Below are 20,721 nucleotides of genomic sequence, written 5' to 3' on the forward strand. Positions count from 1 at the left end.
TAGGGTGGTGCCGTGCGAAGGATCCTGGTCGGAGTGGCCCTGCTGGCGGTGGCCGTGCTGGCCGGTCTCCCCGTCGCGTCCTCGACGTTCGTGCACAGCGAGCGGCACCTCACGATCGGCGCGCACCAGGCGGTGGTCAGCCCGGCGTTCGACGGGCACGCGACCCTCGACTTCGGGCCGCTGCTGCCGAAGGCCCGGGTCGACGTCGATGCACCCGTCGGCCTCGGTGTCGACATCCGCCTGGGCGACTCCGACGCCGTCGGCCTGGAGGAGCTGCTGCAGCGCGACGCCGCGATCGCGGCGCAGCCCCAGGGTGAGATCCGCGAGGTCACGGCAGCCGTGACCGACATGGCTGCCGAGGCGGCGCTGCGTGGCGTCGGTGTCGGCGTGCTGGCCGTCACCGTGGTGGTGCTGGCGTGGCGGGCGGTCGGCGAGGACCGACGTCGCCGGATCCGCCGCGACGCCGTGCAGCCGTCGCGCGGCCAGGTGGCGGGTGCGGTCGCGACGTCGGTCGTGGTGGTCGGTTCCCTGGTGCTGGTGACCCTTCCCGAGCGCCAGGACGACGCTCCCGAGCAGACGTGGTCGAGCGTGCGCGAGATCTTCCCCCAGCTGCCGGCCGACCCGGTGCTCGACCGGCTCGAGCTGGCGCAGGGCAGCGCCACGACGAGCAGCCGGGCCCTCGTGGAGGGCGCGCTCTACCTCTACCAGGACTCCGTCAGCTTCTACGGCGCGCTGGAGGAGCAGGCCCAGCAGGTGAGCGTGCGCCGGCCCGAGGAGGGCGAGAAGACGGCCCTGGTCGTCACCGACCGGCACGACAACATCGGCATGGACCCGGTCGCGCGCCGCATCGCCGACCAGGCGCAGGCGGAGCTCCTCATCGACCTCGGCGACGACACGTCGCAGGGCGGGGAGTGGGAGAACTTCAGCATCAACTCCCTCGCCCGCGAGTTCGACGGCTTCGACGTCGTGGCCGTCGGCGGCAACCACGACGCCGACCCCACCGTCGAGCAGATGCGCAAGAACGGCTTCACCGTGCTCGACGCCGAGCCCGTCGAGGTCGGCGGGGTGCGCTTCCTGGGCGAGACCGACCCGCGCGGCACGAAGATCACCGGCTACACCGAGGACGCGGCCACCCGCGACTCCGCGCTGTCGGACCAGGACACCGCCCTGCGCGACGTGGCGTGCGAGGCCGACGAACGAGGCGAGCGGGTGGGCGTGCTCGCGGTGCACTCGTGGGCGTCGGCGAAGGAGGTGGCCGGCAGCGGCTGCGTCGACCTGGTGCTCACCGGTCACCTGCACTACCAGGTGGGGCCGAAGGCGATCGCCGGTCCGGACGGTGCCACGACCACACGCCTCACCACCGGCTCGACCGGCGGCGCGGTGCTGCCGATCGCGCTGGGCAGCAGCCTGCGCCGCGACGCCCAGGTCACGCTCGTCACCTTCGACGCCGACGGTGCGCCGGTCGGTCTGCAGGTCGTCACCTTCACGCCCGCCGGCGTGATCGACGTCGGCGACTACACGCCGCTGCCGCTCACGTCGGCTCCGACGCCGGCCGAGCCGGATCCCACGGAGGACCCGACCGCCGACGAGGAGGACCCGGAGGCGCCCGTCCAGCCGTGACCCGCGGTGGGCGCCGGGTGGTTGTCTGGAGGCGTGATCGCGCTCCCGCCGGACGTCCTGGCCTTCGCCGACCGCGGGCCGGAGTGGGCCACGTTCGTGGAGGCCCTGCCCCGGACCGTCGAGACGCTGCTCGAGGAGTGGACGGTGCGGCGCGACGGCGAGGCGATGCACGGTGAGTGCGCGCTCGTGCTGCCGGTGCGGACCGCCGACGGGGTCGAGGCCGTGCTCAAGGTCGGGTTCGTCGACGAGGAGACCCGGCACGAGCACCTGACGCTGTCGACCTGGGACGGCCGCGGTGCGGTGCGGATGCTCCGTGCCGACCCGGCCCGCGGGGCGCTCCTGCTGGAGCGCGCCGGCCCCGCCGCACTGTCGTCGCTCCCGGTGCTGGAGGCGTGCGAGGTGGTCGCCGGGCTCTACGGCACGTTGCACCGGCCCGCGCCGCGTCGGCTCGTCGCGCTGTCGTCGCTGGTCGCCCGCTGGACCGACGAGCTCGCCGCGGCGGAGGCCACGGTCCCGGCGCCGCGACGTCTCGTGCAGCAGGCCGTCTCGCTCGGGCGTGACCTCGCGGCCGACCCGGACACCGACGGCGTGGCGGTGCACACCGACCTGCACGACGCGAACGTCCTCGCCTCGCGTCGTGGAGCGCCGGCTGAGGCGGACCTGCGTGAACCATGGCTGGCGATCGACCCGAAGGGCATCAGCGGCGACCCGCACTACGAGCCGGCCCCATTGCTGTGGAACCGCTGGGACGAGGTGCTCGCGGCTCGCGACGTCCGGTTCGCGGTCCGTCGACGCTTCCACACCGTGGTCGACGCGGCGGGCCTCGACGAGGACCGGGCGCGCGACTGGGTCGTCGTCCGCATGATGCACAACGCACTCTGGGCGGTCCAGGACGCGCAGCGCCTCGGCCGACCGCTCACGACGGGGGACCGCGACTGGTCGACGACCTGCGTCACCGTGGCCAAGGCCGTCCAGGACTGACGGCTCGGCGCTGGCCTGGGTTCGCCGTCGCGTTGCCTCGGCTCGCGTAGGTGCCGGTCTCCAAGAGGCCTCGACCGGGCGGCCGGCGCCATGGTCGGCTGGGTTCTCGGACTGCGGCGGGTCGTGGGCGGTGGAGGTAGGTGGCGCGCGCTTCCTGCGTCGGGAAGGTAGGTGGCGCGCGGATACACGCTCGCTTTCCGCGCCACACCTACCGCCGAGGCCCGGGAAGTGCGTGCCACCTACCGCCGCCCCTCCGTTCCTCTCGTCACCTACCGCCCACCCAGGCCGCAGGGCGAGGGCTCGAGCGACCGCGCCGCCAGCCGCCAGGTCGAGGCCCTCCGGGGCCGCACCCGGCGCGAGCCGCGGCTGCGCACCAGCAAGGTCGAGCCTCGCGCGGCCGCGCACCGGCAGGTCGAGACCTCCCGCAGGTCAGCTGCAGTGCTGCAGGAGCAGGTGCGCGTAGGCCCGGGCGCTGAGCACGACCTCGTCGATCGGCACGTACTCGTCGACCGCATGGGCGTGCTCGATGTGGCCGGGGCCGAACTGGACGGTGGGGATGCCGGCGGCGGCGTACTGGCGCAGGTCGGAGCCGTACGGGGCGCCCACGAACGGCGGCGCCTCGGCCCCGGCGGCCACCACGGCGTCACGCACCGAGTCGCCGAACGGATGGGCGTCGGGCAGCGAGCCGGCTGCGAACCGACCGCCGGGCCACGTGACCTGCGGCGGGTGCTCGCGCAGCCACGGGTCGTCCACGGAGGCGACTGCCGCCTCGAACGTGGCCATGGCGTCGACGAAGGACTCGCCGGGCATGACCCCGAACCGGCCCTCCGCGACGAGCAGGTCGGGCACGGTGCTGGCCCAGTCGCCGGCCTGCACGATGCCGACCGACAGAGGCCACGGGCGGTCGGTGAACGGTGCCGGCGGGTCGACGTTGCGCTCGGCATCGAGTCGGCGCAGCGCCGCGTGAACGCGCTCGAAGAGGTCGACGGCGCTGACGCCGTGCCCAGCGCGCGACCCGTGCGTGGCCCGGCCGCGCAGCTCGATCCGGAACGTGAGCGACCCGGCGTTGGCCGAGACGATCTGACCCGCCGTCGGCTCGGCGATGAGGCAGGCCAGACCCGTGTGGCCGCGGCGCAGCGTGGCGAAGGTGCCGATGCCGCCGTCCTCCTCGCCGACCACGACGTGCACGGCGAAGGGCTTGGTCAGGCGGTCGCCGACGGCACGCACGGCCGCGAGGATGGCGACCACGCCGCCCTTCATGTCGCAGGTGCCGCGCCCGTACCAGCGGCCGTCGGCCTCCTGCAGGTACCAGGGATCGTGCGCGGTCCACCAGTCCGGGTCGCCCGGCGGCACGACGTCGACGTGGCCGTTGAGCACGAGGTTCGGGACGCCGGCGCCGTCAGTGCCGTCCGCCGCCCGGGGCCCGGCACCCGCGCCGAGGCCCACGCAGCCCCAGGCCTCGTCGCGCTCGACCTCCTCGCCCGGGTAGTCGGGGTCGGCGCGCAGCGCGGCCAGGTCGATCGGCCAGAGGTCGACGTCGAGCCCCAGTCCCTGCAGGGTCGCGGCGCACCAGCGCTGCACCGACGCCTCGGACTCGCTGCCGCCCACGCTGGGGTAGCTGACGAGCTGCGCGAGGTCGCGGCGGATCAGGTCGACGTCGATCTCGAAGGGCTCCACGTCGCACAGTCTGGCAAGGGTGACAGCCGTCCCCGCAGCCGAGGCACTACGCTGGCGCCATGATCGTCGTTCCCACCCCCTGGTGGCGCCTCCTCTAGAGGAGGCCTCGACGCGACCCACGCCCAGACCCCTCAGCCGAGCGGTCTGGGCGTTCTCCGTCCCGGCGTCGGCCGAGGCGACCCGAAGGACACACCATGACCCACCCGCTCGTCGGCGAGCTCCAGCAGCAGGCCGCGTTCGCGCTGATCCGTGTGCGCGACAGCGACACGGTGACCCTCCTCGGTGGCGCCTTCGAGGACGTCGAGGACCTGGCCGACGTGCCCCTGTCGGCCGGTGTCCCCGACCGGCTCGGCGGGGGTGCCGGGCCGCGGGCGGCTGGTGGCGGAGTGTGGGACCACCTGGTGCTGGTGCCGTTCCGACAGGCCCGTGAGCGCGGGTTCGCCGCGCACGACGACGGCACCCCCCTGCGCGTGGTGAGCGCCGACGTCCTCCACGAGGTCCCGCTGGCCGACCTGCTGCCGACGCTGCCAGACGGCGGCGTGCAGCTGGCCGACCGCGGCGGCTTCGAGACGTCCGACGCCGACTACGCCTCGATGGTGCGCCAGATCATCGACGACGAGATCGGCCGCGGCGAGGGTGCCAACCTGGTGATCGGGCGGCACTACCGGGCGAAGGTCGCCGACTGGGGCCACGACGCCGCGCTGGCCGTGTTCCGTCGGCTGCTCGAGCGCGAGCGCGGTGCGTTCTGGACGTTCTGCATCTTCACCGGCGACCGCTACCTCATCGGCGCGAGCCCCGAGCGGCACGTGAGCGTCGAGGCCGGCCAGGTGCGGATGAACCCGATCAGCGGCACGTTCCGCACCAAGGGGCTCACGACCCACGCCGAGAAGACGTCGGCCCTGCTGGAGTTCCTGCGCGACGAGAAGGAGATCTACGAGCTCTTCATGGTCGTCGACGAGGAGCTCAAGATGATGTGCGACATCTGCCACGAGGGGGGTCTCGTGCTGGGGCCGTACCTCAAGCCGATGAGCCACCTCGTGCACACCGAGTACCTGCTCGCCGGTCGCACGGACCGCGACGTGCGCGCCGTGCTGCGCGACTCGATGTTCGCCGCCACGGTCACGGGCAGCCCCGTGGAGAACGCCTGCCGGCTCATCGAGCAGTACGAGGCGCACGGCCGCGGCTACTACGCGTCGGTGGCCGCCCTCGTGGGCCGCGACGCCGACGGGCTGCAGCGCGCCGACGCGCCCATCCTCATCCGCACGGCCGACGTCGACCTCGAGGGCAACCTGAAGGTCACCGCCGGGGCCACGCTCGTGCGCGACTCCGACCCCGACTACGAGACCGCCGAGACGTGGGCCAAGGCCTCGGGCGTGCTGAGCGCGTTCGGCCTGGTCGACGCGCCGGCCCCCGCCACGGGCGGCGCGCCCGACACGTTCGACGCGTTCACCCGGGAGGACGACGTGCTCATCGCCCTCGGCGAGCGCAACGCCCGGCTCAGCCAGTTCTGGCTGTCGGACCAGTCCGGTGCCGCGCCCGAGCCGTCGCTGCAGGGCCGCAGGGTCGTGGTGGTCGACGGCGAGGACGACTTCGTCAACATGCTGTCGCACGTGTTCGGCGTGCTGGGCATGAGCACCGACGTCGTGCGCCACGACGCCTACCGCGCCTGGGTCGAGGGCGGGCGTGCGCTCGACGAGTACGACCTCGTGGTCGTCGGTCCGGGCCCGGGCGACCCGCGCGACGTCGGCGACGCCAAGATCGCGGTCCTCGACGACGTGGTGGTCGACCTGCTCGCCTCGGAGCAGCCGTTCCTCGCGGTGTGCCTGGGTCACCAGGTGCTGAGCCGCAACCTCGGCCTCGACGTCGACTTCAAGGACATCGTCTTCCAGGGCACGCAGTCGCGGCTCGACGTGCTGGGCAGACCGGAGACGGTGGGCTTCTACAACACGTTCGTGGCCCGCGTCGGTGCGACGGGCCTGCCCGCAGGCGTCTCCGTGGAGCGAGAAGAGGCGACCGGCGACATCCACCACGTGGCCGGTCCGCACTTCCACGGCATCCAGTTCCACGCCGAGTCGGTGCTGACCCAGCGCGGGTTCGCCATCCTCCGCGACCTGGTCCTCGACCTGCTCGGCTGAGCTGTCGGCGCGGGCGGGGCGGGGGTCGCGCGGCTAGCTCTTCAGCTTGTTCAGCGCCGACGGCTCGTGGGCCGCCTTCGCGCCGGTCTTCTCGCTCTCGACGACGAGCTTCGGCTCGTCATCGCTCGCCTTCCACTGCCGGCCGTCGAGCTGGAAGTCCTTGGTCTTGCGCTCCACGACCTTGCCCTGCGTGCGGCCCTGCGGGCTGTCCCAGCTGACCCGATCACCGACCTGGATGTTCTTCGTCATGACCTCAGGGTGCGATGATCAGCCCACGTGCGCACGTCGAGGACGCAGGCGGGTGACGGCCACGCCGGCCAGGCACAACGCGCCGCCCACGAACGCGAGGGGCGCCGGCACCTCGCCCAGGAGCGCCCACGAGATGAGCGTCGCGACGGCCGGCACGAGGTAGGTCGTCGACGCGACCGAGCCGGCACTGAGCCGGCGCAGCGCGTACGACCACGTCGTGAACCCGATGGCGGTGGGGAAGACCCCCAGGTAGACGAGCCACGCCACGTCACCGCTCGACGCCGACCCCAGCTGGTCCACGAGGCCCGGCGCGAACGGCACGCAGACCACGGCGCCGATGGTGCACGCCATCCACACCGACATGGCCGGAGCGACGGTCCGCAGCGTCGGCTTCTGGGTGAGGGCGCCGACGGCGTAGAGCACCGCGGCGGCGACGCACAGCAGCACACCGGTGGCGCTGGCCGTCTCGACCGCCGTGTCGTGACGCGTGCTGGTGGCGATGAGCACCACGCCGGCGAAGGCGATCGCCGTGCCGATCACGAGCGGACGTGGGAATCCCTCCTTGAGCACGATCCCGGCGAGCAGCGCGATGAGGATCGGCCCGATGTTCACGACGAGCGCGGCGGTGCCGGCGTCGAGGTAGGTCTCCCCTGCGTTGAGGGCCACGTTGTAGGCACCGAACCACAGCACGCCGTAGACGACGACCAGTCCGAGGGTGCGTCCGCGCGGCAGGCGGTGACGCCACGGACGGGCGATCACCACGAGCGCGAGCGCTCCCACGAGCAACCGACCGAGGCTCAGCGGACCGGGCTCGAAGACGTCGGCCACGGCGCGGATGCCGACGAACGCCGACGCCCACAGCACCACGGTGACGGCGAGCGCGGCCACCGACCAGTCCCGCTCGGTCACGCGTTCGGTCACGGGGGAGACGGTCATGCCTCCACGCTAGGGCTGGCAGGACCTTGACGTCGCGCGGTTTTCGGACACGTAGGCCTGAGATGCCGCCAGACATGGCTCCTCCCCGGACGCAGGTGCCGCGTTCCGGGGAGGAGTAGGGCGGCGCAGTGCTCGGGGGGAGGGGCGCGCCGCCGATCGGGGGAGCGTCAGTCGCTCGTCTCGCCACCGTCGGAGGCGAGGGTCACCTCCGCCTCGGCCTTCTTGCCGTCGCGCAGGTAGGTCAGCGTGACCTTCTCGCCGGGGCGGTAGCCGCGGATGCCGGCCACGAGCGCGTCGGAGCTGCCGACGGGCTGGCCGTTGATGGCGGTCACGATGTCGCCCTGCTCCAGACCGGCCTCGGCGCCGGCGCTGTCGGGGTTGACCTCGGTGATCTCGGCACCGATGCCGGTGATGTCGTCGCTGTCGACGGCAGGACGGACGGTGACGCCGATGAGGGCGTGCTCGACCTTCTCACCCTTGACCAGCTGGTCGGCCACGCTCTTGGCGAGATCGATCGGGATGGCGAAGCCCAGGCCGATGGAACCGGCGCTCGCGGCGGTCGTGCCACCCGAGCGGATGGCGGAGTTGATGCCCACCACGCGACCCTCGAGGTCGACGAGCGGTCCGCCGGAGTTGCCCGGGTTGATCGCGGCGTCGGTCTGCACGGCGGGGAACACGGTGGTGTTCTGGCCCGAGCCGTCTGAGGAGGAGACGGGACGGTTGAGCGCGCTCACGATGCCGCTCGTGACGGTGCTCTCGAGCCCGAAGGGCGAACCGATCGCCACGACCTCCTCGCCCACCGCGAGGTCGGACGACTTGCCGAACGTGGCCGGGGTGAGGCCGTCGCGCTCGACCTTCACCACGGCGAGGTCGGTCTTCGGGTCGCGGCCCACGATCGTGCCCTTGGACGTGGTGCCGTCGCTGAAGGCCACCGTGATGGTGCCCTGCTCGGCGGCCGCCTCCACGACGTGGTTGTTGGTCAGGATGTTGCCGTCGCTGCTGATGACGATGCCCGTGCCGGACCCGGCCTCCGACCCACCGGAGACGTTGATCTGGACCACGGACGGCAGCACGGCCTTCGCGACCTTCTCGACCTGGCCACTCGTGGCCTGGTCGCTCCCGCTGGTCGAGTCGAGCGAGCTGACCACCGGGCTCGTGCCGGAGTCGCCGGCACCGAGCTGGTCGTAGAGGGCGGCTCCACCGGCTCCGGCGGCTGCGGCCAGCAGCGCGATGGCGGCGACGCCGGCCACGGCCCGGCGGGGTCGACGTCGGGGCTTGTCCGCCGGCGCGGTGTGCTCGGCGAAGGGCGGCTGCTGGCCGCCACCGGCGCCGGCCGGGAGCACGACGGTGGGCTCGGCGCCGGGGTGGCCGGCCGCGGGCGCGGCGGGTGCCTCGTAGCGGTGCGCGTACTCCGGGGGGACCGGGGTGCCGGTGCGGTCGGGGGTCGAGGCCGCGGGCTGCTCGGTCGTGGGCTGCCCGGTGGTGGGCTGCTCAGTGGTGCGGTCCGGGGTCGAGCCGTGCTCGACGGGGGTCTGCACCGTCGGCTCGTGGTCGGCCGGGTGGCCACCGGCCTGCGGCTCACCGGTCGCCTGCTCGGGCGTGATCTGAGCGTCGGCGGGCTGCTGGGGAAGGTGCTGCTCGGGGGCAGCGCCAGGGGTGCCCTCCGCGCCCGAGGAGGGCGCATCGCCGGCCCCGCGCTGCGTCGGGGGGGAGTAGGGGCGATCGGCGAAGGGATCGTTCTGGTCGGTCATGGAACAACATTCTCCCCGATCACTGAGAGCGCGCTGAGCGGCGCGTGTGAGCGGCGGAAGAAGATCGCGGTTCCTGTGGCCCGACGCCGCAGGTCAGAGCGGCGTGTCGTCGCCGCGCTCGGCCGCCGACGGCAGCGAGAACGTGACGACCGTGCCGCCACTCTCGGGCGACTCAGCGTGCACGGCACCGCCGTGGCGCACCGCCGCCTGCTGCACGATCGACAGACCCAGCCCCGACCCCGGCATGGTGCGCGCCTCGGTGGAGCGGAAGAACCGGTCGAACACGTGCGGCAGGTCCTCCGCGGCGATGCCCGGACCCTCGTCGCGGACGGTCAGCACGCCCTCGTGCAGGGCCACGGTGACCCTGCCGCCGTCCGGGCTCCACTTGACCGCGTTGTCGAGGAGGTTGGTCACGGCGCGCTCGAGCACGTGGGCCTCGCCGATCACGTCCCACTGCTCCAGGCGGACGTCGAAGGTCAGCCCGGTCGAGCGGGGTCGCACCCGCTCCAGCGCCTGCTCCACCACGTCGACCAGGTCGAGCGGCTCGGGGGCGCGGTGCAGGGGCTCGTCGCGCGCCAGCTCGACCAGGTCGCCGACCAAGGTGGTCAGCTCGCCCAGCTGGGCCCGCACGTCGTCCATGATCTCGCGACGCTGCTCCAGGCTCAGGGTGCGGTCCTGCCGCTCGGTGGCCTGGCCCAGCAGCTCGATGTTGGTGCGCAGGCTGGTCAGCGGGGTGCGCAGCTCGTGGCCCGCGTCGGCGACGAGCTGGCGCTGGCGCTGCTGCGAGGCGTCGAGCGCCATGAGCATCTGGTTGAACGACGACGTGAGCCGGGCCAGCTCGTCGTGCTCGGACCCGGTGACCTCGATCGGCTTCAGCTCCGCGGTGCGGGCCACGCGCTCGGTGGCGGCGGTGAGCCGGCGGACCGGCCGCAGCCCGTTGGTGGCCACCACCCAGCCCGCCACGCCGGCCACGAGGATGCCGACGGCGCTCGTGAGCAGCAGGATCAGCTGCAGCCGGTCGAGCGAGCGCTGGGTGGACTCCATCGACTGCGCCAGCACCAGGGCCTGCCCGGGTCCGGCCTGGACGGCCACGATGCGGTACGGCACGCCACCGATGCGGGCCGTGCGCTGCGACGTCGTCTCCTCGCCCAGCGACACGGCGATCTCGCGCTGGTCGTAGGGCACGTTCGAGCGGGTCTGCGCCGTGAAGATCTTGCCGCCCTCGACGGAGATGAACCGGATCCCGAACACCGAGAGCAGGTCGACGTCGGCCGCCGACATCGACGACGGGGAGTAGCCGGCCGACACGGCCGCGTCGGCCCGCTTCACCAGCGAGGCGTCGAGCGAGCCCTCCAGCTCGGCCCGCACCGTGATGTAGACCGTGGCGCTCGCGACGGCCAGCACCGCGGCGACCGCGCCCGTGGTGAGAAGAGCGACGCGCAGGGCCAGCGAGGCCCGCGCGGTGTACGGGTGGATCCGCCGCCTGGCCGCGTCGACCACGCCGGTCGTCCGCGAGGTCTCCTCGGCGGGCGAGGTGTCACCGCTCGCCGCGCCGGCCCCCGAGGGACGGACGCTCGTCGTGGCGGGACGGGAGGCGTCGGGGGACGAGGCCGTCATCAGGGCGGCGTCTCGCGCAGCACGTAGCCCACGCCGCGCACGGTGTGCAGGAGCCGCGCCTCGCCCTCGGCCTCGAGCTTGCGGCGCACGTAGCCGACGTAGACCTCGAGCGAGTTGGCGGTGGTGGGGAAGTCGAAGCCCCACACCTCCTCGAGGATGTACGACCGCTCCAGCACGCGCTTCGGGCGCTGCATGAACAGCTCGAGCAGGGCGAACTCGGTGCGGGTCAGGGAGATGGCGCGCTCGCCGCGGGTCACGTCGCGGGTGACCGGGTCGAGGGTCAGGTCGGCGAACTCCAGCGGCTGCTCGTCGGCCTCGAGCTCGGCCTGGCGGGCCGAGCGACGCAGCAGGGCGCGCACGCGGGCCAGCAGCTCGTCGAGGGCGAACGGCTTGGTCAGGTAGTCGTCGGCGCCGGCGTCGAGACCGTCGACGCGGTCGCTCACGGCGTCACGCGCGGTGAGCACGAGGATCGGCACGTCGTTGCCCGCGCTGCGCAGCGCACGGGTGGCCTCGAGCCCGTCGAGCCGCGGCATCATGACGTCCATGACGATGATGTCGGGGTCGGTGCGGGGGACCACGGCGAGCGCCTCGGCGCCGTCGGAGGCGAGCTCGACGGTGTAGCCGTTGAACTCCAGCGAGCGTCGCAGCGAGTCACGGACGGCGCGGTCGTCGTCGACCACCAGGATGCGCATGGGTCCAGTGTGCCCAACCCTGGTGAGAATCGGCTGAGTTCGCCGTCGAGTCCTGCGGCGGACCGCGGGTGCGGTCAGTCGGTGGGCGGGTGGAGCGCGGCCTGCGCGGCGGCGGTGGCGCGGGCGCCGTAGGTGCCGCCGAACAGCACGGCGTGCACGAGCAGCGGGTGCAGCTGGTGCAGCGGGACGCGGGCCTGCCACCCGTCGGCGAGCGGGGCCTGCTCCTCGTAGGACTCGAGCACCCGCTGAAGGTGAGGCAGCCCGAACAGCGACAGCATGGCCAGGTCGGTCTCGCGGTGCCCGCCGTGCGCGGCCGGGTCGATGACCCAGGCCTGTCCGTCGGTGCCCCACACGACGTTGCCCGACCACAGGTCGCCGTGGATGCGGGCGGGGGGCTCGGCCGGCCCGGCGATCTCACGGATGCGGCCCATCGTGCGCTCGATGGTGCCGGCCTGCTCCTTCGTGAGCGCCTTGCGCTGCACCGCGGCACGTACGTAGGGCATGACCCGGCGCGACGCGTAGAACTCCGGCCACGTCTCGAGCGGACGGTTGGGCAGCGGGGCGAGCCCGATGAAGCCGTCGACGTCGGCACCGAACGTGGGCGCCCCGGCGGCGTGGGTGCGGGCCAGGGCGCGGCCGAACCGCTCGGCCGCCTCGACGGTCGGCTTGCCGGGCTCGACCCAGGCCAGCACCACGCACTCGTCGTCGGCACCCAGGAGCTCGGGCACCTTCACCCCGTCGGACACCTCGGCCAGCCAGCGCAGCCCGGCGGCCTCCCGGGCGAAGAACCCGGCGGGGGCCTGCGGGCGGGTCTTGATGACCGCGGTGCGGCCGTCGCTCAGCCGGAGCCGGGTGGTCGTGCAGATGTCGCCACCCGCCACGGGGGTCGTGGCGACCACCCCGTGCCCGATGAGCGCCTCCGCGCGCGCTGCCGTCCCCGTCATCCGTGCCATGGCGGCGAGGTTACCCGGTGAGGTCGGCACGGAGCCGCGGTACGGCGGCCACGACGGCGTCGCTGGTCCGCTCGACCATGGCGAGCACCTGCTGGAAGCCCTCGGCCCCGCCGTACCAGGGGTCCTCGACCTCGTCGTCGCCCGGCGCGGCCTCCGGGTCGAACGAGCGGAACATCCGCACGCGCTCGGCGTCGGCCACGGTGGGGGCGAGCTCGGTCATGTCGGCGTGGTTGCGGGCGTCCATCGCGAGCATGAGGTCGGCCTCGGCGTACGTGTCGGTGGTGAACGTGCGGGCGCGGTGACGGGTCGGGTCGTACCCGGCGGCGCTCAGTGCGGTGGCGGCGCGCTCGTCCATCGGCTCGCCCTCGTGCCACCCGCCGGTGCCGGACGACGTGACCACGACGTCGTCGGCCAGGCCGGCGTCGGCGAGCCGCTGCTCGAGCACCACGTGCGCCATGGGGGAGCGGCAGATGTTGCCCAGGCAGGTGACCTCGACGCGCAGGGGTCGCTCGCTCATGCGCTCAGTCACCCGCGAAGGCGCCGAGGACGGCGTTGACGATCGAGATCACGATCGACGCCAGCACCGCCCACCAGAAGCCGTCGATGAAGAACGGGGCGTCGAGGGAGTCGGCGATGCGCGACGTCAGCAGCAGCAGGCCGGCGTTGATGACGACCAGCGCCAGCCCCAGCGTGAGGATGATGAACGGCAGCGACAGCACCTTGATGATCGGCGCGACGAACGTGTTCACCACGGCGAAGATGGCCGCGACGACCGCGAGGGTGACGAGCCGGTCCGACGTCGTGTCGCTCGCCGTGCCGATGCTCATGTGCGTGCCGAGCAGCCACGCGGCCGTGGCCAGCGCCGCCGCGCCGAGCACCCAGGAGGTGAGAAGTCGAGAGAGCATGCGTCGATCATGGCAGTCGCCCCGCTCCCGGCGCGATTCGCCGCGGAACGTGTTCCGCCCCTCCCGTCCCGCAGATTCCCAGGTCGACCTGGGAATCTGCCGCCGCGCACGGGAAACCCCCGTCTGCAGGGGTTGCTTCCCGTGCGCGAGCGGGGAGAACCGTGCGGCTAGGTCAGAGGTGGCAGCTCGTCCGGGTGGTCGCGCCGGGCAGTCTGCGCCAGCACGATGCCGACCAGCACCAGCACGACGCCGCCCAGCTGCACGGCGGTGAGCGACTCGGCGTACCAGCCCCAGCCGACGACGCTCGCGACGACGGGCTCGAGCATGGCCACCACGCTCACGACGGTGGCCGGCAGGGCGCGCAGCGCGAGCAGCAGCAGGAAGAACGGCGTGACGGTGCCGAGCACCACGACCCAGCCCATCGCCAGCCACGCCGGGACCGTGAGGTCGGAGAGTCGGCCGAGCATCGACGCGTCCGCGCCCAGTGCGTCGGCCTCCCAGACGGGTGCGACGACGTTCAAGAGGACCGCGGCCATCGCGAACGCCCACAGGATGTGGTGCAGCGGCTCGGCCGAGACACCACCGTCCTCCCCGAGCAGGAAGTAGGCGGCGAAGCAGCCCGCCGCCAGCAGCGCCATGACCACGCCCAGCCCGTCGAACACCAGGCCCGACCAGACCTGGCTCACGACCGCCAGCCCGACCAGGGTGAGCGCCAGAGCCGGCCACATCCGGGCGTGCACGGGTTCGCGTCGGGCGAAGCGCACCCACAGCACCACGAGCACCGGGCCGGTGTACTCCAGCAGCAGGGCGATGCCGAGCGGCAGCCGGTTGATCGCGACGTTGTAGAACCCCTGCAGCCCGGCGATGCCGACGACACCGAGGCCGATCAGCAGCGGCAGGCGGCGCACGGCGGGCAGGCGGAGGGCGGACCGGTCGACGACGAGGGCGACGACGACGAGCACGAGCAGCGCCCCGGTGATGCGCACCGTCGTGAACGTGGCCTCGTCGGTGCCCGAGCGCAGGGGGATGCGGGAGGCGCCGGCGTTGAGCCCGAACAGGACGGCCGCGGTGAGGACCAGCGCGTAGCCGACGACGGGCGACCGCACGGGCTGCGGGAGGTGGGCGCTGGTCACGACAGCATCATCGCGGTCCAGCGGCGCGCGGCTACCCTCGGCCCATGACCGTCCCGCTGCCGCGCTCCGTCGTCGACGCCATCCCCGGCTACAAGGCCGGCCGCGCCGCCGAGCTCGACGAGCTGAAGCTCTCGAGCAACGAGAACCCCTTCCCGCCGCTGCCGGGCGTCGTCGAGCGCGCCGCGGCCGAGCTGGCTCGCGTCAACCGCTACCCCGACGCCGGCGTCACGCTCCTGCACGACGCGCTGGCCGCCCACCTGGACCGACCGACCGAGGCGTTCGCCGCGGGCACCGGCTCGGTGGCCGTGCTGTTCTCGCTCCTCGACGCCTACTGCGGTCCGGGTGACGAGGTGGTGACGGCGTGGCGCTCGTTCGAGGCGTACCCGATCGCCGTCACGGTCACGGGGGCCACGCACGTGCGCGTGCCGCTGCGCGCGGACGCCACGCACGACCTCGACGCCATGGCCGCAGCGGTCACCGAGCGGACGAAGGTCGTCGTCGTCTGCACGCCGAACAACCCGACCGGCCCGGTCGTCGGCCATGTCGAGCTGGAGCGCTTCGTCGAGTCCCTGCCGCCGTCGGTGCTGGTGGTCGTGGACGAGGCGTACGTGGAGTTCGTGCGCGACCCGGCCGCCGCACGTGGTCTGGAGCTGCAGGCGCGGTTCGACAACGTGGTGGTCCTGCGCACCTTCTCGAAGGCGTACGGGCTCGCCGGCCTGCGTGTCGGCTACCTCGTGGGCCATGCCGACGTGGCCTCGGCGACGCGCAAGGCGACGCCCCCGTTCAGCGTCACGGACGTCGCCCAGGCGGCCGCGGTCGCGTCGCTCGAGGCGCGCGACGAGCTGGCCGAGCGCGTCGAGTCGGTCGTCGCCGGGCGTGCGACGCTGCTCGAGGGCCTGCGCGGCCAGGGCTGGACCGTCCCCGACAGCGAGGCGAACTTCGTGTGGCTGCCCACCGACGACGGCCCCGCCCTCGCCGAGGCACTGTGGCCCGTCTCGGTCCGTCCCTTCCCCGGCCCGGTGCCCGACGGCGGCGGCGTGCGGATCAGCGTCGGCACCGACGCGGCCAACGAGCGCCTGCTCGACGCCGCGGCGCGGCACCTGACGGGGCGGTAGCCGGGTCCCGTCCTGCTGCTGCGCTGCTCTGGCTGGGTCTGGACTGCGGCTGCGCTGCGTCGGCTGGGTCTCGTCCTGCGGCTGCGCTGCGTCGGCTCGGCGTCGTCCTGGGTCTAAAGAGCGGCCTCGACCGGCGGTGGGGTGCGCGCTCGGCGGAGGTTCTCGCGAATCGGTCGGGGCCGGTCGCACCGCTGCGCTGCTGCGGGGCGAGTGGTCCTGCGCTCCGAAGGGGCCTCGACCGGCAGCGGGGTGGGTGCTCGGTCCGGGTTGTCGGGCCGTGGGTCGCATGATGCGTTCGGGTCGTCCTGACCGTCTCGTTGCCTCGTCGTGTGTCGGTCGGGGCCGTCAGAGGTAGGTAGCGCGCGTTATCCGCAGGGCGGAGGTAGGTGGCACGCGGATACGGACCTCCATACCGCGGCTCACCTACCTCTGACGCTCCGATTCCGCGGGCCACCTACCTCTGACGAGCCGGTTCGGCGAGCCACCTACCTCTCACTCGGCCTGGGCAGTGGGAGGTAGGTGACGCACCGCATCCGGGCGGTTTGAGGTGCGAGATCTACCTCTGACGGCCCGGTTCGGTACGAGACCTACCTCTGACGGCCCGATGAGGTGCGAGACCTACCTCTGACGACCCAGGACCGGCCGCGGCACCGGGGCTCGGCCGAGCGGGAGCCCATCCGCCGGTCGAGGCCCCTTTCGGAGACCGAGCCGAGACCCAGCCGGAGCAGCGCAGCCGCAGGACCAGACCCAGCCGAGGCAGCGCAGCCGCAGGACCAGACGCAGCCGAAGGACCAGACCCAGCCGCAGGACGACGACCGGACCTACGGCGCCAGCCAGCGGTGGATGAGCGGGACGACCGACGAGCCCTCGCCGCTGGCCGCCGCGACGCGCTTCATCGACCCGGCGCGGATGTCGCCGACGGCGAAGACGCCGGGGGCGGTGGTGGCGAGGGTCTCGGGCGGGACGATCGCCTCGGCCGACCAGGGGCCGGGCACGCCGCCGGGGCCGAGCCAGGCCTCCTTCGGCACGTCGCGACCGGTGAGCACGAAGCCGTTGGGGTCGCGCGTGACCTCGGCGGGCAGCCAGCTGCACGTCGGGCGCGCGCCGAGCAGCAGGAACAGCCCGGCCGCGACGACCCGCTCGACCTCACCCGTGGCGTTGGTGCGCAGGTCGAGCCACTCCAGCTGCCCCGCGCCGCCGCCGTCGACGACCTCCACGCCGACCCGGACCGAGACGCGCTCGTTCCAGCGGAGCTCGTCGACGAGGTACTGCGACATCGTCTCGGCGAGGTCGCGGCGCACGACGATCGTCACCGACGACGCGAAGCGGGCCAGGTGGATGGCCGCCTGCCCGGCGGAGTTGCCGCCACCGACCACGACCACCGGCTGGCCCTCGACCTCCTGCGCCGCGGTCATCGCCGACCCGTAGTGCACGCCGCGACCCACGAGCTCCTCCACGGACTCGACGTCGAGGTGGCGGTAGGCCACGCCCGTCGCGATCACGACCGACCGCGCGCGCACCTGCCCGCCGCCCACCGTGGTGATGACGTGCTCACGCTCGGCGTGCGGGGCCGACGGGACGCACGGCCGGAGCGCGTCGACCTCCCACCCGGTGAGGAACCGTGCCCCGAACCGGATCGCCTGCGACCGCGCGCGCTGCGCCAGTCGCATGCCGGAGACGCCGCGCGGGAAGCCGAGGTAGTTGCGGATCATCGAGCTGGTGCCGGCCTGCCCGCCGATGGCCTCGCTCTCGAGCACGACGGTGCTGAGCCCCTCGCTCGCCGCGTACACGGCGGCGGCCAGTCCTGCCGGTCCGGCGCCGACCACCGCGACGTCGACGACGTCGTCGACCACCGTCTCGCCGGGTCCGCCGTACATGACCTGGGCCACCTCGCGCACCGACGTCGGCACGAAGGGCGGTCGGTACACGCTGGCGACCACCGGCTCCCCGGGCTCGCCGCCGTTCTCGACGAGCTCGGCCAGCACCGCGCGGCCGACGTCGCTGTCGGGGTGGTGCACTCCCGTGGGGATGCCCATGCGTTGGGCGAAGTCGCGCACGGCGGCCGTGAGCGGGTTGGACGGGCCCGAGACGATCCGCATCGTCTCGACCTCCGGTGCGGCCACGGTGGACCCCCAGTCCGACAGCAGCTCCCCGACGGCGCCGTGGAACTCCTCGTCGCGCAGGCCCCGTGGCATGAGCAGGTAGCCGTCGAACTTGCCGTGCGCGAGGCCGGGGCGGAGTCGGTCGCCCTCGTCGAGGAAGCGGTCCCAGGGAACGGTCACGAGCCGACGCGCGGTGGGCACCACCCGACGCCAGGTGGCGAACGACGTCCACACGTCGGCGTCGGGGAGGGCGGCGTCCTGCACCACGAGCGCGACCTGGCGGCCGTCGGCGCACAGCCGCTCGAGCAGGGCGGTGGCGTCGGCGCACGTGCGAGCGACCCGCACGTCGTAGTCGCGGTGGTAGCGGCAGAACTCGTCGTCGAGCAGCGACGCGTGGTCGTTGCTCGCGAGGAGGATCACGGGGTGGTCCACCCTCGAAGTCTAGGAAGGCCCCGGTCGCCTCCGGTGACGATCCGGTGAACGTGCGCCCCACGGGGGCCGCGGGGCTTGGCCGACGTGGGCCCGACGCGTTACCGTGGCGTCGTGATGTGACTGCGGTCACGCCACGACCGACCGCCACGCCCGCGCCACCACTGCGGGTCAGCGGTCCCGTACCGCCCCACCGACGTGGAGACCCCGCGCCGGCAGCGAGAGGAACAGCGCATGACCGTACCCCTGCACACCCCGACCACGTCCACGGACGCCGGGTCGCGGCGAGTGACCACGCCCTCGACCGTCGACACCGAGCTCGTCCAGCTGCTCACACCCGAGGGTCGTCGGGTCGAGCACGAGCGCTACGCCTTCGAGGGCGACGACGAGAGCATCCGCGCGATGTACCGCGACCTCCTCCTCGTCCGCCGCATCGACCACGAGGCGCACGCCCTGCAGCGTCACGGCGAGCTCGGCCTGTGGGCGCAGTGCCTCGGGCAGGAGGCCGCGCAGGTCGGCTCCGGCCGCGCGCTCGCGGCGCAGGACTTCGCGTTCCCCACCTACCGCGAGCACGGCGTGGCGTGGTGCCGCGGCATCGACCCGGCCAAGCTGCTCGGCCTGTTCCGCGGTGTCGAGCTCGGCGGCTGGGACCCCGCCGAGACCGGCATGGCGCTCTACAGCATCATCATCGGCGCGCAGACCATGCACGCCACGGGCTACGCGATGGGCCTGCAGCGCGACGGCGTCGTCGGCACGGGCGACCAGACCCGCGACGCCGCTGCCCTCGCCTACTTCGGCGACGGCGCGAGCAGCCAGGGCGACGTGCACGAGGCGTTCGTCTGGGCGTCGTCGTTCAACGCACCGGTCGTCTTCTTCTGCCAGAACAACCACTGGGCCATCTCGGTGCCGATGGCCCGCCAGAGCCGCGTGCCGCTGGTGCAGCGCGCCGCCGGCTACGGCTTCGGTGGCGTGCGGGTCGACGGCAATGACGTGCTGGCCGTCCACGCCGTCACCCAGGCGGCGCTCCAGCGAGCACGCGACGGCGAGGGACCGACGCTCGTCGAGGCGGTCACCTACCGGATGGGCGCGCACACGACGTCGGACGACCCCACCCGCTACCGCGACACCGCCGAGGTGGAGGCGTGGAAGCACCGCGACCCGCTGGCCCGCGTGGAGACGTACCTGCGCGAGGTCGACACCCCCGAGTCGTTCTTCACCGACCTGCAGACGGAGGCCGAGGACCTCGGTGCGCACCTGCGCGAGGCCTGCCGCTCCCTGCCCGAGCCCGACCTCGGCGCGCTGTTCGACGGCGTCTACGCCGACGCGCACCCCGAGCTGGCCGAGCAGAAGGCCGAGTACCTCACCTACCGGGCGTCGTTCGAGACCGAGGGCGGTGCGGCATGAGCACCAGCACGAGCACGAGCCAGAGGACGTCGGCCGTCGGTCAGCGGCTCAGCCTCGGCAAGGCCATCAACGCCGGCCTGCGGGCCGCCATGGAGTCCGACCCCAAGGTCGTCGTCATGGGTGAGGACGTCGGCCCGCTCGGCGGCGTCTTCCGCGTGACCGAGGGCCTGCAGAAGGACTTCGGCGAGGGCCGCGTGATCGACACCCCGCTCGGGGAGTCCGGGATCGTCGGCGCCGCGGTGGGCATGATGCTGCGCGGCTACCGCCCGGTGGTGGAGATCCAGTTCGACGGCTTCGTGTACCCCGCCTACGACCAGATCGTCAGCCAGGTCGCCAAGCTGCACGCCCGCAGCCAGGGCGTCGTGACGATGCCGGCCGTCATCCGCATCCCGTTCGGCGGCGGGATCGGCGCGGTCGAGCACCACTCCGAGAGCCCCGAGGCGCAGTTCTGCCTGACCGCCGGGCTGCGCGTGGTGAGCCCGTCGAACGCCCACGACGCCTACTGGATGATCCAGCAGGCGATCGCCAGCGACGATCCCGTCGTCTTCATGGAGCCCAAGCGTCGCTACTGGGACGCCGGGCCGGTCGGCCAGGAGAGCACCCCGCTGCACGCCTCGCAGGTGGTGCGCGACGGCCGCCACGCCACGCTGCTGGCCTACGGACCCATGGTGCGCACGTGCCTGGAGTCGGCCGAGGCCGCCGCCGAGGACGGGGTGGACCTGGAGGTCATCGACCTGCGCACCCTCAGCCCCCTCGACCTGGGCCCGGTGCACGAGTCGGTCCGTCGCACGGGCCGCGCCGTCGTGGTGCACGAGGCGTCGCGCACGCTCGGCCTCGGTGCCGAGATCGCCGCCCGCGTGCAGGAGGAGTGCTTCTACTCCCTCGAGGCACCCGTGCTGCGCGTCACCGGCTACGACATGCCCTACCCACCCAGTCGGGTGGAGGAGGAGTTCCTGCCCGACCTCGACCGTGTGCTCGACGCCGTCGACCGCGCGATGGCGTTCTGAGAGCGGGAGACATCT

Annotated in this window: 17 protein-coding genes; 6 read left to right on the forward strand and 11 right to left on the reverse strand. The window is 73.3% G+C overall.

Features of this window, described 5'->3' with window-relative positions; genetic code table 11:
- Window positions 1-12: 12 nt before the first annotated feature.
- Together NBW76_RS02675 and NBW76_RS02680 are read left to right on the forward strand one after the other, a co-directional pair.
- On the forward strand, window positions 13-1,620 hold the full coding sequence (locus NBW76_RS02675; RefSeq protein ID WP_156364899.1) for a metallophosphoesterase: 1,608 nt from the start codon (window positions 13-15) through the stop codon (window positions 1,618-1,620).
- A 33-nt stretch (window positions 1,621-1,653) separates the two neighbouring features.
- Window positions 1,654-2,601, forward strand: a complete 948-nt coding sequence (locus NBW76_RS02680; protein WP_056556751.1) for an aminoglycoside phosphotransferase family protein — start codon at window positions 1,654-1,656, stop codon at window positions 2,599-2,601.
- Between the two features lie 429 nt (window positions 2,602-3,030).
- Here NBW76_RS02680 and NBW76_RS02685 read toward each other — a convergent pair whose 3' ends face one another.
- On the reverse strand, window positions 3,031-4,278 hold the full coding sequence (locus tag NBW76_RS02685; RefSeq protein WP_056556749.1) for an ArgE/DapE family deacylase: 1,248 nt from the start codon (window positions 4,276-4,278) through the stop codon (window positions 3,031-3,033).
- 194 nt (window positions 4,279-4,472) lie between these two features.
- On the opposite strand from NBW76_RS02685, the gene NBW76_RS02690 reads away from it, so the two are divergent.
- Entirely contained in the window at window positions 4,473-6,413 is a 1,941-nt protein-coding gene (locus NBW76_RS02690; protein WP_056556746.1) for an anthranilate synthase family protein, read from the forward strand.
- Between the two features lie 33 nt (window positions 6,414-6,446).
- Here the strand turns inward: NBW76_RS02690 and NBW76_RS02695 are convergent, their stop codons facing one another.
- The 9 genes from NBW76_RS02695 to NBW76_RS02735 all read right to left on the reverse strand — a co-directional run bounded on the left by NBW76_RS02695 (window position 6,447) and on the right by NBW76_RS02735 (window position 14,649).
- Complete coding sequence (locus NBW76_RS02695; RefSeq protein WP_055962621.1) at window positions 6,447-6,662, reverse strand: DUF2945 domain-containing protein; 216 nt, start codon at window positions 6,660-6,662, stop codon at window positions 6,447-6,449.
- A gap of 18 nt (window positions 6,663-6,680) precedes the next feature.
- Window positions 6,681-7,598 (reverse strand): DMT family transporter, encoded by a 918-nt coding sequence (locus tag NBW76_RS02700; RefSeq protein WP_056556743.1) that lies wholly within the window; start codon window positions 7,596-7,598, stop codon window positions 6,681-6,683.
- 167 nt (window positions 7,599-7,765) lie between these two features.
- The gene (locus NBW76_RS02705) at window positions 7,766-9,349 is read right to left on the reverse strand and encodes a S1C family serine protease (protein ID WP_056556740.1); all 1,584 of its coding nucleotides are present in this window, start codon (window positions 9,347-9,349) and stop codon (window positions 7,766-7,768) included.
- Window positions 9,350-9,442: 93 nt separating this feature from the next.
- On the reverse strand, window positions 9,443-10,966 hold the full coding sequence (locus NBW76_RS02710; RefSeq protein ID WP_082482061.1) for a cell wall metabolism sensor histidine kinase WalK: 1,524 nt from the start codon (window positions 10,964-10,966) through the stop codon (window positions 9,443-9,445).
- Window positions 10,966-11,658: a response regulator transcription factor gene (locus NBW76_RS02715; protein WP_055962632.1), complete on the reverse strand. Its 693-nt coding sequence runs from the start codon at window positions 11,656-11,658 to the stop codon at window positions 10,966-10,968. The genes NBW76_RS02710 and NBW76_RS02715 overlap by 1 nt, the downstream gene beginning before the upstream one ends.
- Window positions 11,659-11,732: 74 nt before the next feature.
- Window positions 11,733-12,611, reverse strand: coding sequence for a fructosamine kinase family protein (locus NBW76_RS02720; RefSeq protein WP_055962635.1), 879 nt, complete (start codon window positions 12,609-12,611; stop codon window positions 11,733-11,735).
- Between the two features lie 10 nt (window positions 12,612-12,621).
- Entirely contained in the window at window positions 12,622-13,128 is a 507-nt protein-coding gene (locus NBW76_RS02725; RefSeq protein ID WP_055962638.1) for a low molecular weight protein-tyrosine-phosphatase, read from the reverse strand.
- A gap of 4 nt (window positions 13,129-13,132) precedes the next feature.
- Window positions 13,133-13,516: a phage holin family protein gene (locus NBW76_RS02730; RefSeq protein WP_056556738.1), complete on the reverse strand. Its 384-nt coding sequence runs from the start codon at window positions 13,514-13,516 to the stop codon at window positions 13,133-13,135.
- Between the two features lie 167 nt (window positions 13,517-13,683).
- Entirely contained in the window at window positions 13,684-14,649 is a 966-nt protein-coding gene (locus NBW76_RS02735; protein WP_056556736.1) for a DMT family transporter, read from the reverse strand.
- 44 nt (window positions 14,650-14,693) lie between these two features.
- On the opposite strand from NBW76_RS02735, the gene hisC reads away from it, so the two are divergent.
- The gene (gene hisC, locus NBW76_RS02740; RefSeq protein ID WP_056556734.1) at window positions 14,694-15,764 is read left to right on the forward strand and encodes a histidinol-phosphate transaminase; all 1,071 of its coding nucleotides are present in this window, start codon (window positions 14,694-14,696) and stop codon (window positions 15,762-15,764) included.
- Between the two features lie 821 nt (window positions 15,765-16,585).
- Here the strand turns inward: hisC and NBW76_RS02745 are convergent.
- Entirely contained in the window at window positions 16,586-18,298 is a 1,713-nt protein-coding gene (locus tag NBW76_RS02745) for an NAD(P)/FAD-dependent oxidoreductase (protein WP_056556731.1), read from the reverse strand.
- Between the two features lie 231 nt (window positions 18,299-18,529).
- Here NBW76_RS02745 and pdhA point away from each other — a divergent pair, with 231 nt between their 5' ends.
- Window positions 18,530-19,699: a pyruvate dehydrogenase (acetyl-transferring) E1 component subunit alpha gene (gene pdhA, locus NBW76_RS02750; RefSeq protein WP_082482060.1), complete on the forward strand. Its 1,170-nt coding sequence runs from the start codon at window positions 18,530-18,532 to the stop codon at window positions 19,697-19,699.
- The gene (locus NBW76_RS02755) at window positions 19,696-20,706 is read left to right on the forward strand and encodes an alpha-ketoacid dehydrogenase subunit beta (protein WP_056556728.1); all 1,011 of its coding nucleotides are present in this window, start codon (window positions 19,696-19,698) and stop codon (window positions 20,704-20,706) included. Before pdhA ends, NBW76_RS02755 begins: the two co-directional genes overlap by 4 nt.
- Window positions 20,707-20,721 lie beyond the last annotated feature (15 nt).

The sequence above is a fragment of the Aeromicrobium sp. Leaf245 genome, assembly GCF_942548115.1.
Classification (GTDB): Bacteria; Actinomycetota; Actinomycetes; order Propionibacteriales; family Nocardioidaceae; genus Aeromicrobium.